At 42.7% G+C, this 13,356-nt stretch carries 15 protein-coding genes; 10 read left to right on the forward strand and 5 right to left on the reverse strand.

Annotation, left to right across the window (positions count from 1 at the left end):
* Nucleotides 1-40 precede the first annotated feature (40 nt).
* Nucleotides 41-226 (forward strand): hypothetical protein, encoded by a 186-nt coding sequence (locus RE476_RS12135; protein WP_309307897.1) that lies wholly within the window; start codon nucleotides 41-43, stop codon nucleotides 224-226.
* A gap of 46 nt (nucleotides 227-272) precedes the next feature.
* Here the strand turns inward: RE476_RS12135 and RE476_RS12140 are convergent, their stop codons facing one another.
* Nucleotides 273-1,682, reverse strand: a complete 1,410-nt coding sequence (locus RE476_RS12140; protein WP_309307898.1) for an MBL fold metallo-hydrolase — start codon at nucleotides 1,680-1,682, stop codon at nucleotides 273-275.
* 190 nt (nucleotides 1,683-1,872) lie between these two features.
* Here RE476_RS12140 and RE476_RS12145 point away from each other — a divergent pair, with 190 nt between their 5' ends.
* The 4 genes from RE476_RS12145 (at nucleotide 1,873) to RE476_RS12160 (ending at nucleotide 4,896) form a co-directional block, all read left to right on the forward strand.
* On the forward strand, nucleotides 1,873-2,295 hold the full coding sequence (locus tag RE476_RS12145; RefSeq protein ID WP_309307899.1) for a metal-dependent transcriptional regulator: 423 nt from the start codon (nucleotides 1,873-1,875) through the stop codon (nucleotides 2,293-2,295).
* An 86-nt stretch (nucleotides 2,296-2,381) separates the two neighbouring features.
* Entirely contained in the window at nucleotides 2,382-3,317 is a 936-nt protein-coding gene (locus tag RE476_RS12150; protein ID WP_309307900.1) for a metal ABC transporter solute-binding protein, Zn/Mn family, read from the forward strand.
* A gap of 1 nt (nucleotide 3,318) precedes the next feature.
* A complete protein-coding gene (locus tag RE476_RS12155) occupies nucleotides 3,319-4,068 on the forward strand; it encodes a metal ABC transporter ATP-binding protein (RefSeq protein WP_309309617.1) in 750 nt (249 codons plus the stop codon).
* Nucleotides 4,069-4,080: 12 nt separating this feature from the next.
* Nucleotides 4,081-4,896 (forward strand): metal ABC transporter permease, encoded by an 816-nt coding sequence (locus RE476_RS12160; RefSeq protein ID WP_309307901.1) that lies wholly within the window; start codon nucleotides 4,081-4,083, stop codon nucleotides 4,894-4,896.
* On the opposite strand, the gene RE476_RS12165 is transcribed toward RE476_RS12160, so the two are convergent.
* Nucleotides 4,897-5,571 (reverse strand): TfuA-related McrA-glycine thioamidation protein, encoded by a 675-nt coding sequence (locus RE476_RS12165; protein ID WP_309307902.1) that lies wholly within the window; start codon nucleotides 5,569-5,571, stop codon nucleotides 4,897-4,899.
* Complete coding sequence (locus tag RE476_RS12170; RefSeq protein WP_309307903.1) at nucleotides 5,568-6,845, reverse strand: YcaO-related McrA-glycine thioamidation protein; 1,278 nt, start codon at nucleotides 6,843-6,845, stop codon at nucleotides 5,568-5,570. The genes RE476_RS12165 and RE476_RS12170 overlap by 4 nt, the downstream gene beginning before the upstream one ends.
* A gap of 108 nt (nucleotides 6,846-6,953) precedes the next feature.
* Here RE476_RS12170 and RE476_RS12175 point away from each other — a divergent pair, with 108 nt between their 5' ends.
* From RE476_RS12175 to RE476_RS12190, 4 genes are all read left to right on the forward strand, one after another.
* Complete coding sequence (locus RE476_RS12175) at nucleotides 6,954-7,493, forward strand: cytochrome P460 family protein (RefSeq protein WP_309307904.1); 540 nt, start codon at nucleotides 6,954-6,956, stop codon at nucleotides 7,491-7,493.
* Nucleotides 7,494-7,689: 196 nt separating this feature from the next.
* Entirely contained in the window at nucleotides 7,690-7,833 is a 144-nt protein-coding gene (locus RE476_RS12180; protein ID WP_309307905.1) for a hypothetical protein, read from the forward strand.
* Between the two features lie 40 nt (nucleotides 7,834-7,873).
* A complete protein-coding gene (locus RE476_RS12185; RefSeq protein ID WP_309307906.1) occupies nucleotides 7,874-9,055 on the forward strand; it encodes a cysteine desulfurase in 1,182 nt (393 codons plus the stop codon).
* A 178-nt stretch (nucleotides 9,056-9,233) separates the two neighbouring features.
* Nucleotides 9,234-10,346, forward strand: coding sequence for an ORC1-type DNA replication protein (locus tag RE476_RS12190; RefSeq protein ID WP_309307907.1), 1,113 nt, complete (start codon nucleotides 9,234-9,236; stop codon nucleotides 10,344-10,346).
* Between the two features lie 105 nt (nucleotides 10,347-10,451).
* Here RE476_RS12190 and thsA read toward each other — a convergent pair whose 3' ends face one another.
* Complete coding sequence (thsA, locus tag RE476_RS12195; protein ID WP_309307908.1) at nucleotides 10,452-12,101, reverse strand: thermosome subunit alpha; 1,650 nt, start codon at nucleotides 12,099-12,101, stop codon at nucleotides 10,452-10,454.
* 185 nt (nucleotides 12,102-12,286) lie between these two features.
* Nucleotides 12,287-12,460 (reverse strand): DUF5350 domain-containing protein, encoded by a 174-nt coding sequence (locus RE476_RS12200; RefSeq protein ID WP_309307909.1) that lies wholly within the window; start codon nucleotides 12,458-12,460, stop codon nucleotides 12,287-12,289.
* A gap of 167 nt (nucleotides 12,461-12,627) precedes the next feature.
* Here RE476_RS12200 and RE476_RS12205 point away from each other — a divergent pair, with 167 nt between their 5' ends.
* A complete protein-coding gene (locus RE476_RS12205; protein ID WP_309307910.1) occupies nucleotides 12,628-13,341 on the forward strand; it encodes a YkgJ family cysteine cluster protein in 714 nt (237 codons plus the stop codon).
* Nucleotides 13,342-13,356: the final 15 nt, after the last annotated feature.

Raw genomic sequence — 13,356 nt, forward strand, 5'->3', positions numbered from 1 at the left:
CTTTTATTGTAGCTGGTAAGAGTTCTATTTAGGTGATAATATGGTTCATTCTGCAAATGGACATGTAGGCGCTTTTGCTCATCTGGTGCAGTCTCTTCCGGATTATTCAGAACTGCTCATAGCAATCCTGATACTGGTGCTGTTGCTGCTATCCATCGATGAAATTATGGATTTCATCTACGTGGTGAAAGAAATTTTCACATTCAAGGGTATGCCTTTTGATTGATCCTATCGAGGCTACTACACGTGAGGAATCACACGGTTTAATTCATTCACTTATTTTTGAAGGGTGCCCATGGGAGGACACACATAGGGCATTCAGGTCCATATCCGGCAGCAGCATATCCTGTCATGCCACCTGCTACATTTTGTACATTGGAGAATCCTTTTTGCAGGAGGATACTGCATCCCATACTGGATCTTTGTCCTGACCCACATATGAGTATGGTTTCAGTATTATGTTCGATCTCTGAATAGCGGTCTCTTAATTCGTGTACTGGTATGTTTATAGCTCCTTCTATGTGGAAGTCTTCATACTCAGACGCGGCTCTGACATCCAATATTGTCATCTCTTTCCCGGCAGTTATCCTGTCGTGCAGTTCAGTTGATGATATTTGCGGAACATGTCTTGTAGGTAGTCCATCTGTTACCCATCCATACATTCCATTTTCGAGATAGCCTGCTACTCTGTCGAGTCCTACGCGGTGTAACTGGGTACATGCATTGAATGCCTGTGAATAGTTGTCTGAAACTATGAGTATGTCTTTTTCAGGTGGTAACAACCATCCGGCGTATGTGGGGAAATTTGAATTTCTGTCTATGTTGTAGGCCTGGGGTATATGTTGTCCGCCGAACGATTCAAAGCTGCGAACGTCAAGGATGATTGCATTCTTCATCTTTTCCCGAAACCGGTCATTTTCCAATGCATCCGGAATAGTGAGATCTTTCACTTCTTTCGGTCCTACACGATTTATGTCTGTACATCGGCTGAAATGGTCAGGTGCATCGGGCATATTGTTTGTCAGTGAATCTATGAAATCTGCCCTGTCATTTATTTTCAATGCATAATTGTAATTCTTTTCGTAACCCAGTGTACTGCTTCTTTTGGATGCCATGGCTCTTCCACAGAGTGACCCTGCTCCGTGTGCAGGGTATATCTCACAGAAATCAGGTAACTTAAGCAGTTTTTCATGTAAAGTATCGTATAGCTTTGATGCAAGTTCCTCTGCTCTTCCGGGGAATAGGTCCGGTCTTCCCACATCGCCTACAAACATGGTATCTCCACAGAAAAGTGCGACTGGCTCCTGACCTCTTGAAGTGTCGGTGACCACATACGATATATGTTCTGGCGTGTGGCCGGGTGTTTCCAGAATATCCAGTTTGATATCCTCTATGGAGAATGAGTCTCCTTGAGCGAGTGGAACTGATCTAAAATCACAATCTGCGGCTTTAGGTGTGTATATTGTAGCTCCGGTTCTTTGTGCAAGGTCGATATGGCCTGAAATAAAATCTGCATGCAAATGGGTTTCCAATATGTGTGTGATCTTGACTCCCAGGTCTCTTGCAAGTTCCAGATATATCTCTATGTCTCGTCTCGGATCGATGATCGCACAGGTTTTATCTCCTGCAAGTATGTACGAGCTGTGTGCTATTTTTTCTGTGAATATCTGTTGTATTAACATTTTGACCCCATCATTAAATCTTGGTCGTATGTACAAATATATTTCCGGCCATTTGTTCCAATTCTTTCAACCTGATTTGCAGTCATTTGTTTGCCAGGCACTATTAATTATTGGGCGCATACCAAAAATTACATGGGGAATTGGCTTATTTTCAAAAGAGATATATACCTGTTCTTAGTTATTGGGTATCATGCAGGAAATCACGGGGCTGGAGCTATCTCCTAAAAAAGTGGAGTATCTGAAATTCCTCTTGAAAAAAGGTGGTCTTGTAAAGACTACCGATATATCTACTGAGTTGCATGTCGACCCATCGACATCTACCAAAACTATAACGGACCTTTCCGAATCTGGTTATGTGGACCATGTTCCTTACAGGGGAGTTCAGCTTACTGAAATGGGCAAACAGTATGCAGAGTTCTTTGTTAACCGGCACAATATACTAAGCCTGATGCTGACTCATTATGGTCTCTCTTCTGAAGAGTCCTGTGCTGAGGTGTCTCGTTTTGAGGCATTAGTCTCCAAAAATGCTATAGATCGGATATGTGGTTCAATGGGTCATCCGACTGTAGGTGTTTGTGGTAAAATAAAACATATTTCCTGCGGTTCTCTTTGATTGTATTTTGCTGTTATTTTTAAATGATTAATTATTGGTATAATGCCAAACAATTTGGTGTAATTACAAATATGTGGAGTAATATTATGAAGAAAAGTATGATGGTTCAAATGATGCTCTTTTCTATTTTCATCATTTTAACAGCCGGTTGTGTCGATGAACCAAGTTCCTCAGATGTGATATCTGATATGGGCGATGGTATGATTGTAGCTGTAAGTGTACTTCCGCAGGCTGAATTTGTGGAAAAGATTGCAGGCGATAATGTAAAAGTAGTTGTCATGGTGCCTCCTGGTGCAGATCCTCATTCATATGAACCCACTCCTGGCCAGCTCAAAGATCTCAGCAAGGCAAAAATGTATGCAATGGTTGGTTCAGGGATAACCATTGAAGATAATCTAATGGGCAAGATTGCAGATCTGAACCCTGATCTGATGATAATTGATTGCTCTGAAGGTATAACCTTGAGGGAAATGGAAGCTCATGGGGATGAGGATGGTGCTGAGGAAGAAACCGATGGTGACCACGAAGAGGAAGGAGGTCTTGACCCTCACATATGGACATCTCCTGGTAACGTCAAGATTATGCTGGATAATATTTACGAAGGCCTTGTGGAGATAGACCCTGGGAATGAATCAATTTATCTTGAGAACAAAAATGCATATCTTGCAGAGCTCGATGAACTGGATGAGCAAATAAGAACTACTCTTTCCGGTAAAGAGGGCAGTAGTTTCATAGTTTATCATCCTGCATGGGGTTATTTTGCAGACTACTACGGCCTTATTGAAGTGCCTGTTGAGATCGAAGGCAAAGAGCCCAGTGTAAAGGATATGCAAAAAGTTATCGATGAAGCAAACGAGAAAAATATAAAAGTGATTTTCGTACAGACCGGTTTTAGTACTGTCAGTGCGTCGGCTATTGCAAACGAGATTGGTGGTGAGGTGGTGGAAGTCGACCCGCTTGCAAAGGATTATATAGATAACCTTGCAAAAGTAGCAGAAGCATTTGAAAAAGGGCTGGCTTGAAATGGATGATGTGATCGAACTTAAGGATATATGGGTAAGCTATGATGGTGTTCGTGTTCTGGAATCTGTCACTTTAAATGTAAAGGACAAGGATTTCCTGGCTATCATAGGTCCGAACGGAGGGGGCAAAAGTACTCTCCTGAAAGTCATCCTTGGATTGATCACTCCTGACAAGGGCTCTGTCAGGCTTCTGGGGGGAAATCCTCGGGATATGAGGAAGTATGTGGGGTATGTTCCCCAGTATCACTCCTCAAACCTTGATTTTCCCATCACAGTGTGTGATGTTGTACTCATGGGTCGCCTGAGTCATAAAGGTCCTCTTCAGAGGTACAATGAAGAAGATCGCAAAGCTGCACGTGAAGCACTCAAAACAGTCGGGATGCTTGAATTTAAAGATCGGCAGATAGGTGAGCTTTCCGGTGGCCAGAAACAGAGAGTTTTCATTGCCCGGTCACTTGTTACAAAACCGAAACTGTTAATACTGGACGAACCGTCCACAGGCATAGATTCCAGGATGCAGAAAGAGTTCTACGAACTTCTCAACAGGCTCAAATCCGAGATTGCCATTATAATGGTCACTCACGACATCAGTGCCATTTCGGTATATGTTGATAAGATCGGTTGTCTGAACCGTCAGTTCCACTATCATGACTCTAAAGAAATAAGTCCGCATGACCTGGAAGTGTCGTATCAGTGTCCGGTGGAGTTAATTGCTCATGGTGTACCGCACAGGGTATTGAAAGAACACTGAGGGTGAAACAGTATGCTTGAAATACTCCAGTATGATTTTATGAGGAATGCTATTTTTGCCGCTATACTGGCAAGTGTGGCATGTGGTATAATCGGTGTATATGTAGTTGTGAAAAAGATAGTTTTCATAAGTGGTGGCATCAGTCATGCCTCTTTTGGGGGCATCGGTCTTGGGTACTACCTTGGGATAAATCCTCTATATGGGCTTATTCCTTTCAGTCTCTTATCCGCACTTGTCATGGGGCTTGTAAGCAAAAGGTCAAAAGTGGCTGAAGATACTGCTATAGGGATACTCTGGTCCCTGGGGATGGCCATAGGTATTATTCTGATATACTGGACCCCTGGCTATGCTCCCGACCTTATGACGTACCTTTTTGGTAATATCCTGACAGTACCAATGTCTGATATCTATCTGATGATGGGTCTTGATGCAGTTATCATCTTTATCGTGTATGCATATTATAAACAGTTCATGGCACTTTGTTTTGACGAAGAGTTCACAACAGTTGCCGGTCTGTCCGTAGAGAAACTTTACCTGCTTCTGCTTTGTCTGATAGCACTGACAATAGTATTGTTGATCAAGGTCGTAGGTATCATTCTTATCATTGCACTGCTTACCATGCCAGCATCCCTGAGCAGGCATTACACCAATGATCTTGGGAAGATGATGTACCTTGCAATATTGTTCGGTATATTTTTCAGCATAGTGGGATTGTCACTGTCTTATATGTTCGATGCTCCCTCCGGTGCCACAATAATCCTGGTAATGTCTTCCGCCTATATACTGCACTTCCTGTATGACGGTTTAAAACCAAAAATAGCAGCTTAACTATTCAGTTAAGATCTGTTTTATTTTTTCAAGAACAAGGAGTGCATCTTCTCTTTTTATGTTACGCTCGTTCTCTATGCAGAATTTAAGGAGCTCATTTGCTTTATCCTCAGGAATTATTCCTTCCCTTGAAGCTCCCTTTGTAATTCCAAAATAACTTCTTTCCGTGTAGTGTGTTCTTTTGGCAAGCTCAGTTATGCGTCTGAATTCATCATCCTTGATTATATCTAACTTGAGTGCTGCCTTGAAAGTTTCCCGTATGTTTACCATGGGATTTGACACTGGTTCGAATGTATCAGGATTTGTAGCAACTGCCACTTCATCATCATCCTCGATGACTCCGTCCCTGTACCACTCATATATCTGTCCCACTCCTGTCATTCCGTGGACGTCTAGTTCAGAAGCCCGAAGAGCTCCCATACTGCAACCGCCAACGACGGTTATTCCTTCTTTTATTGCCCTGATTATTTCCTTGTGAGCCACTGCTGCCCGGCTAAAAAAGATACCGTCAATAATGCCTATTGTCGCATAACCCTGAAGAATGGCTTTTTCAATATCTCCTCTGGATATGGGTGGCCAGTATGTAGCATCAAGGACCTTTGCAGCATCTTCGTGGCTTATGCTTGTGCCTGCAAATATGAGGGCTTTAGCAAGGGGCTTAGTATTTTCGCTCATTTTCGGCGTCCAGTTCTCCATGGCCTGTCCTCTGGTGCCATTTTCCTCTTTTTTCCTGACTTTGCTCTTCTTCCTACGCGCTCTCTGTCAAGTGTGTACATCTCAAAGGAGGGAATAATCACTCTGACAACCGGAACAGGTATGTTTTCTCTTGACATGTCTACAACTACGGCGCAGTCTGCAATATTCCTCAATTGTTCCAGCACTACATCGATACTTTCGGAAGGTGTGTTTTTTGACAGGTCTTTCAGATCGCGCATGGATGTCTGTTCATCGTCCTCATACCAGTACTTGTTCATGCGTTTTATTCTGTCATATCCGATTTCCCTGACAAACTTTTCACGTTCAGTGTCCTCTCGGGCACCGTGTATCTGCACAACTCTTGACTGTGCGGCTTCTGTCAGTGCTCTCTTTACTGCGATTTCCGGTTTGAGGTGTGCACCTGCACCCATTACCAGAAGTGCAGCATCTCTGAGTCTTATGTCATCAGTGACTGCAACTACGGTTGTTATTTCTGTATCATGGGGTACTGCCCACAATTTCACCTCAACTTCATTGTCGGTGAACTTGCGTAGAAGCTCGTAATTTTCACCGTCACTTTCTGTGAGGATTATCTCTTTTCCCGGGGTACGGTTGAATTCTGCTATGCTTAAAGCATCCCTTTCAATGACTTCCAGCAGGCCGTGGAATATGGCCTCTTCTACAGTGTTTCCTGCTGCAAGTCCGTTAGTGTTACTTCTGAATAACTTCAAAGCTCTGCCGGGTGCATCATATGGATGATATACTGCATTTGCAGGAACAAATATTTCCTCGTTCTTTAAAAGGTCCCATCCGCTTATCCATTCTACAAAAGCCTGAGGGCTGTAATCTTCAGCTATGAGTAGAAGTGTCGGGTCAACTGTGCGGTGATTTTCCCGCATGGCTATATAATTGTCTATGATGTGCTGAGCTTTGATATCTTCTGCCACATCGTTGTTCAGTCCGTTCCTTTCTGCCAGGCATCGTTCAAAACTCTCCATAATTGCGGATATCCTTGCCTGATTCTCAGTGTTGCCCTTTCCTGAATAGACTGATATTGCACCTTCTGCCGCGCTGGGTCTGATGGTTGAAATAACGGGTATTCCTACTCTGTCAAGGTCAGTGATGCTGGCGACTCTGGTAACCCCTATTTGTTTGGAATTATCGTTTACCTTCTCTAAAGTACTTTTTTCATCAAAGACTCTCTGTGTCCCCTCGATGTATGTGAGTGTTCTGTCGATGTTTAGCTCTGGCATGATTATCGAAAGTCTCCTGCATATATTATATCTCTTACGACAAAGGTTCTATGTAAATTTGAGTAACTGTTATATAGCTCAGTGTAAGTGTCTAAATGGGGTTATTATATGAAAATTAGAACAATTATCCTTTTGATGGTGATTTGTATCGTTGGTATTTCGGGTTGTACTGATTCAGCTACTGAGGGTGATGTTGTGTCACAGGATGCTGAAGAAACGGCAAATGGTGGTGTAGATATGCAAGTATCTCAACCGGATGCGTCATCCCTATTCTCCGCTTTTACTGAAAATGATGCTTACAAAGGATGGTCCATATGGCCTGGCAAGGAAGCAATGATGGAGGGCAATGGTGTACATGGTGATTATGTTTCCATATATGTCTCTGACAATGCTTTGTCTTCAGCAGAAATAGGCGGGGCAACAATGCCATATGAAACAATGGTTGTCAAAGAAGGTTTCAACGCTGATAAAGAGCTTACCGGGATCTATCTCATGTATAAATCGGAAGGCTTCAACCCTGAGAACAATGATTGGTTCTGGGCAGCTTATTCTTCCGAGGGTGATGTTAAAACAGAAGGTAGGGCAAGCGGTTGTATCGGTTGTCATGAAGGAAAGGAAGATGTTGACTATATTTTTATGAATGCTTGAATTCCTTTTTCTTTTTTTTAGCAAATCGATATATCTTTATACCATGTGCGACAACATTAATGTTCAGCCTGCAAAAAGCAATAAATATTGTTAAAATGTGTATAAAAATTACAATATGCATAAAATCATAATATGTATAAAATTACAATGATTTGTCAGGCGATGAAATAGATTACAGAGAGACAGGAGGCAAAATATGAGAAACCTAAATAGAAAAAGAAACGTAGTCGATATCTTCAAAAGCTGCCATACGGTGGTTGGCGGAGTATCAGCAGATAAACTCAACGCCGAGGAAATGGAGCTTTATCGCTTCATGGTAGGCGGAGTGCAGGCAAAGTAGCCTGCAAAACTATTTTTATATTCTCTACATAATGGTTCTTATGTATGATGTTCTCACAGTCAGGGAAGACTTTCCCGTATTAAAAGATGTGATATATCTGGATAATGCAGCTACGACGCAAACGCCTGTTCAGGCTGTATCTGCAATGCTGGATTATTTCTATAAGTATGCCGCAAACCATGGACGTGGGGCTCACAGGCTTGCAAGAGAAACAACAAACCACTATGAGGATGCTCGGGAAATGGTTGCATCTTTTTTCAATATGGATGTTGCAAATACTATTTTTACAAAGAATGCAACAGAAAGCATCAACGTCGTGTCCAGGGGTTTTCCGTGGAAAAAAGGTGACCATGTCATAGTCACACTTGTCGAACATCATTCCAATTTGCTTCCATGGATGCGCTTAAAGGAGTTGGGTGTTGAACTCACAGTTGTAAAACCCGATCAGGGGGGTGTTGTGGACCCTGAAGATATCAGGTCAGCTATCAATGATAGGACTCGGCTTATAGCAGTAAATCATGTTTCCAACGTATTCGGGTCCATACAGGACATAAGCAAGATCATTGGCATCGCACGACAGGAAGGCGTGAAAATACTGGTGGATGGTTCCCAGTCTGCAGGAAACATGCCAATAGATATCAGATCAATTGATCCTGATTTTTTTGTATGCCCTGGGCATAAAGGTTTACTTGGTCCTCAGGGAACAGGCGTATTATACATAAAAGAACCTGATATGATCGAACCTATATTCCTTGGTGGTGGAATGGTCAGTTCTGTAACTCCTGATAGTTATAAAATGGAACCAAGTCCTGCAAGATTTGAAGCCGGTACTCCTAATATTCCTGGTGTTATAGGTCTTGGTCGTGCTGTGCAATACGTGAAAGAGCTTGGTGTCGGGTCTATCGGAAAGCATGAAATATCCCTGGCAAAGGAAACGGCTCTACGTCTTGGCGAACTGGATGCTGTTGAAGTATATGGTCCCAAGAACAGGGCTGGTGTTGTATCTTTTAATGTGGTGGGTATGAACTCTCATGACGTGGCTATGATACTTGACCAGACGCATAATATATGTGTAAGGAGCGGTTATCATTGTGCAATGCCAGGTATTGATCATCTGGGTGTCAAAGGTACTGTAAGGGCTTCATTTGCTCTATACAATACTGTTGAAGAGGTTGAAACTCTGGTTAAAACAGTTTCCGATATCACTTCACTTCTTTCCTGATGCAATTATTCTTTTACCATTGCATTTTAGGAATAAAAGCAAAAGGTTATTATGCGCAGATAATTATATTAGTCTTGCAAGCTGACAGTTTGCAGCAACTATCAATTATCAACCATCAATGATTATTCGTATTTATTACAGCCGTTATCAGTAGTATCAATTAAGAGGGGAATTTAAAGTGAGCAAGGATATGCTTCTGTGGGATGAGACTCTTTTTAGCAATGGAGAGATACTTGAGTTTGATTACCTGCCGGACTATTTTGTACACAGGGATTCCCAGATGCAATCTCTGCGCTTCAGCCTGAAGCCGGCCTTAAGAGGTATGCGCCCTGTGAACTGTCTTGTGAAAGGTCCTCCCGGAACTGGAAAAACTACTGCTGTTATGAAGGTATTCAATGAGATGAAAGAATACACTGATAATGTTGTCTTTGTAAAGGTCAATTGTCAGATGGATTCTACAAGGTTTGCTGTCGTTTCAAGGATATATGAACAGCTTGTGCATATCACTCCGCCTTCATCGGGTGTTGCTTTCAGAAGGCTTTTTGAAAAGGTGATAAAGTACTTGCTGGATGCGAACAAGACTCTTGTAGTTGCTCTTGATGACATCAATTACCTTTTTCCCGAAGGTCATGCTGATGAGGTGATGTATTCTCTGTTAAGGGCACATGAGCAATATCCTGGTGCGCGGATATCCATTATAGCTATAATAAGTGATGTGGGAATTCCATATCGTTTTGATCCCAGGGTTGGATCGGTGTTTCTGCCGGAGGAAATCGCTTTTCCCCGATATGAGTCCGATGAGATCGGTGATATTATTGATAATCGTATAAGGCACGCTTTCTTTCAGGATGTGGTGTCTTCCGAAGCAAGGGATAAAGTCGTCTCCTATGTGGATATGACCGGTGACCTGAGGATAGGTATTGATCTTCTGAAACGCTCCGGTCTTAATGCGGAACGCAGGGCCCGCAGGACTGTCTCTGTTGAAGATGTTGAGAAGGCGTACGAAGCTTCCCGGCTTTTGCACCTGTGCCGCAATATAAAGTCACTTTCGGATCATGAAAAGACATTGCTTAGACTTATTGCAAAAGATAGCAGTCTTCAGACAGGGGAATTGTATAAGGCATTCCATGAAATCACCGGCCTTGGATACACTCGGTTTTATGAAATAATTGAGAAAATGCATGTATCACGACTTATAAATGCTGATTTCTCTGGTAAAGGTATGCGTGGCAGAACCCGCTATGTTGAACCAGTCCCTGACTCAAAAGACATACTCAAATGTCTTGAGTAATTTTTTTTTAAAATATTTTTTTAACTAAAAAAAGCAGTTTTGCGCAGAATTCATAAGAACCTGCGCAAATGAGTTTGTGTTGTATATTTTTTGTTAACGGGACATTTACATGTCCATTCCGCCCATCATTCCTGGAGGCATGCCGCCTGGAACCATGTCTTCTGCGGAAGGTCCTGCTCCTCCCTGTCTGGATGCGATGATATCATCGATCCTGAGGATCATGACTGCGGATTCAGCAGCTGCATTGATTGCCTGGGTCTTTACCCTGAGTGGCTCAACTACGCCTGCTTCCCACATGTCGATTACCTTTCCTTCGTATACGTTAAGACCTGCTGTCTTTGTGCCCTTCTCGTGGTGTGAACGGAGCTCCATAAGCATGTCTATTGGGTCAAGACCTGCGTTCTCAGCAAGTGTTCTTGGAATTACTTCCAGAGCTTCTGCGAATGCTTTGACTGCAAGCTGTTCCCTGCCGCTGAGTGTTGCTGCGTATTCCTGGAGTCTGAGTGCAACTTCAACTTCAGGTGATCCGCCACCAGCTACAAGTTTCTCGTCCTCGATTGCTACGCCGACTACTCTGAGGGAGTCGTTGAGTGCTCTCTCGATGTTGTCAATGACGTGTTCTGTGCCACCGCGAAGGAGGATTGAAACTGCCTTTGGATTTACACATCCTGTTACGAATGTCATTGGGTCGCCGCCGATCTTCTTCTCTTCTACAAGATCTGCCTTGCCCATGTCAGCTTCTATGATCTCATCAACGTTTGTGATGAGCTTTGCACCAGTTGCTCTTGAAAGCTTCTGCATGTCACTCTTCTTGACACGTCTGATGGCAAATACGCCTGCCTTTGCAAGGTAGTGCTGTGCCATATCATCGATTCCCTTCTGGCAGAATACGACATTTGCACCGCTGTTAACTACTTTGGCGACGAGGTCTTTGATCATCTTCTCTTCCTGGTCAAGGAATGACTGGAGCTGCTCAGGTGATGTGATAGAGATCTCTGCATCGACTTCTGTGTCTTTGAGTTCGATTGCTGTGTTGATGAGTGCGATCTTTGCGTTCTCAACTTTCTTTGGCATGTTTGTGTGGACACGCTCTTTGTCAATGATCATACCTTCAATAAGTTCGGATTCTTCGATACGTGCTCCGACCTTCTTCTCTACCTTGATGTTTTCCATATCGACCTTGTTGTCTTCATCAACAATGCTCAGGATTGAATCAACTGTAATTTTTGAAAGTACGTCCTTTGTTGCTTCTGCGCCCTTTCCGGTCATTGCTGTTCCGGAAATGTTCAACAGTACATCCCTGCTGTCTCTGGTGACGGATACTGCAAGACCTTTAAGGATCTCAGCTGCTTTCTGTGAAGCCATCCTGTAACCGGATGCGATGATTGTTGGGTGTATGTCCTGCTCAATGAGCTCTTCTGCCTTCTTGAGGAGTTCGCCGGCAATTACGGCAGCTGAGGTTGTTCCGTCTCCTACCTCATCATCCTGGGTCTTAGCTACTTCCACAATCATCTTTGCAGCAGGGTGCTCAATGTCCATTTCTTTAAGAATGGTTGCACCATCGTTTGTGATGACTACATCTCCGAGGCTGTCTACAAGCATCTTGTCCATTCCTTTTGGTCCAAGTGTTGTTCTTACAGCTTCAGCGACTGCTTTTGCAGCCATGATGTTGTTGCTCTGTGCTTCTCTGCCTCTAGTTCTCTGGCTTCCTTCTCTTAATATGAAAATTGGCTGTCCTGCCATCTGTCCTGCCATGTATTGACTATCCTCCTTAGATATATGAAATTAATATGACATTTGTTTTAGGTCGTTTTTTAATGTTTGTAGTTCTATATAAGCGTATCGGGCACTCCGTTTTTTGCGGAAGGACAGAATAAACTAAAAAACAAACAATTTAAAAGAAAACAGAATAAAAAAAAGATATGATAAAGTGATAAAAATCACTTTACGAGTGCTTTTGGTGACCTGCGAAGGAACCTTCTCTTAGCACCTGATGCTGAATATCTCTGTGCTGGTCCTGGATGAGCCTTTCCTTCCTTGCTCTTACGAACTTTGATTGTTCTGCCGTTACGTCCTTTTACTCTTACCCATTCAATGCTGCCTGTCTTGCCCATGATAAATCCTCTTGATAATGTTAATTATAAATTTTAAGTTAACCTAGATATATAATTCTAGTCGTGAGTTTACTTCTAGACGTAATGCTCATTATTAAAGCTTGCGGGAAAATCAGAGCAAAATTACTTGTAGACAGCAGGGATTATGGCAATCACTATAACAGGAGTTGATCAAGGTTACTTCACCAATTGAGAAACAGCTTAAAGCAGTGAAAGATGAGCTTAAAGGTGTACAGGATTATCCGATGGACAAACTAATATCCATAATACAGGAAGTTGGCTTTGAATGTGATTTCTGTGCACGCTGCTGCACCCGGGAATTCAATGATCATGTTTTCCTTCTTAACGATGATGCTGTCAGGATAAAGGCCATATCCTCGGATTCTCTAGAACCTGCTCCTTATTATGAGCTATGCGATCAGCATGGGCGGTTCTACGTTTCCGGTTATTCACTTAAAGTAAAAAAGGACGGTTCATGCATTTTCCTCCATGAAAAGAAATGTGCTATCTATGGACAGCGTCCGCTGATATGCAGGCTTTATCCTTACATGTTGCACCGTGAAGCGGATGAGGATGGGAATATCGACTGGAGGCAAATAGCTGGACCGGGTCAGCATGGCTGCTACCATACTGGAATAAGTGATGATGAGTCTGAAGAGATCGCTCTCCTGATAAAATCCTATGAAACCGGTTATCTTATGCAGGTAGCAGAGTTCTTCAAAAAAGCAGAAGAACATTTCAAAAAGAACGGTCTCAAACATGTTCAAAGTGTATACGACGGGGAGATGAGGAAGTTCAACAAAGGTGAGGAAATTACAGTATTTGTCTTATTCAATGATGACTTTATTGAACATAAGGTCAAAAAAGAATCAAGCCAGTAAACTGAAAATATTGAT

Source organism: Methanolobus mangrovi, assembly GCF_031312535.1.
In the GTDB taxonomy this organism is placed as follows: Archaea; Halobacteriota; Methanosarcinia; order Methanosarcinales; family Methanosarcinaceae; genus Methanolobus; species Methanolobus mangrovi.

Bases quoted from the DNA above. Each gene is read 5' to 3' on its own strand.
- RE476_RS12135 (WP_309307897.1), top strand. From the start codon at position 41: ATGGTTCATTCTGCAAATGGACATGTAGGCGCTTTTGCTCATCTGGTG.
- RE476_RS12140 (WP_309307898.1), bottom strand. From the start codon at position 1,682: ATGTTAATACAACAGATATTCACAGAAAAAATAGCACACAGCTCGTAC.
- RE476_RS12145 (WP_309307899.1), top strand. From the start codon at position 1,873: ATGCAGGAAATCACGGGGCTGGAGCTATCTCCTAAAAAAGTGGAGTAT.
- RE476_RS12150 (WP_309307900.1), top strand. From the start codon at position 2,382: ATGAAGAAAAGTATGATGGTTCAAATGATGCTCTTTTCTATTTTCATC.
- RE476_RS12155 (WP_309309617.1), top strand. From the start codon at position 3,319: ATGGATGATGTGATCGAACTTAAGGATATATGGGTAAGCTATGATGGT.
- RE476_RS12160 (WP_309307901.1), top strand. From the start codon at position 4,081: ATGCTTGAAATACTCCAGTATGATTTTATGAGGAATGCTATTTTTGCC.
- RE476_RS12165 (WP_309307902.1), bottom strand. From the start codon at position 5,571: ATGAGCGAAAATACTAAGCCCCTTGCTAAAGCCCTCATATTTGCAGGC.
- RE476_RS12170 (WP_309307903.1), bottom strand. From the start codon at position 6,845: ATGCCAGAGCTAAACATCGACAGAACACTCACATACATCGAGGGGACA.
- RE476_RS12175 (WP_309307904.1), top strand. From the start codon at position 6,954: ATGAAAATTAGAACAATTATCCTTTTGATGGTGATTTGTATCGTTGGT.
- RE476_RS12180 (WP_309307905.1), top strand. From the start codon at position 7,690: ATGAGAAACCTAAATAGAAAAAGAAACGTAGTCGATATCTTCAAAAGC.
- RE476_RS12185 (WP_309307906.1), top strand. From the start codon at position 7,874: ATGTATGATGTTCTCACAGTCAGGGAAGACTTTCCCGTATTAAAAGAT.
- thsA (WP_309307908.1), bottom strand. From the start codon at position 12,101: ATGGCAGGACAGATGGCAGGACAGCCAATTTTCATATTAAGAGAAGGA.
- RE476_RS12200 (WP_309307909.1), bottom strand. From the start codon at position 12,460: ATGGGCAAGACAGGCAGCATTGAATGGGTAAGAGTAAAAGGACGTAAC.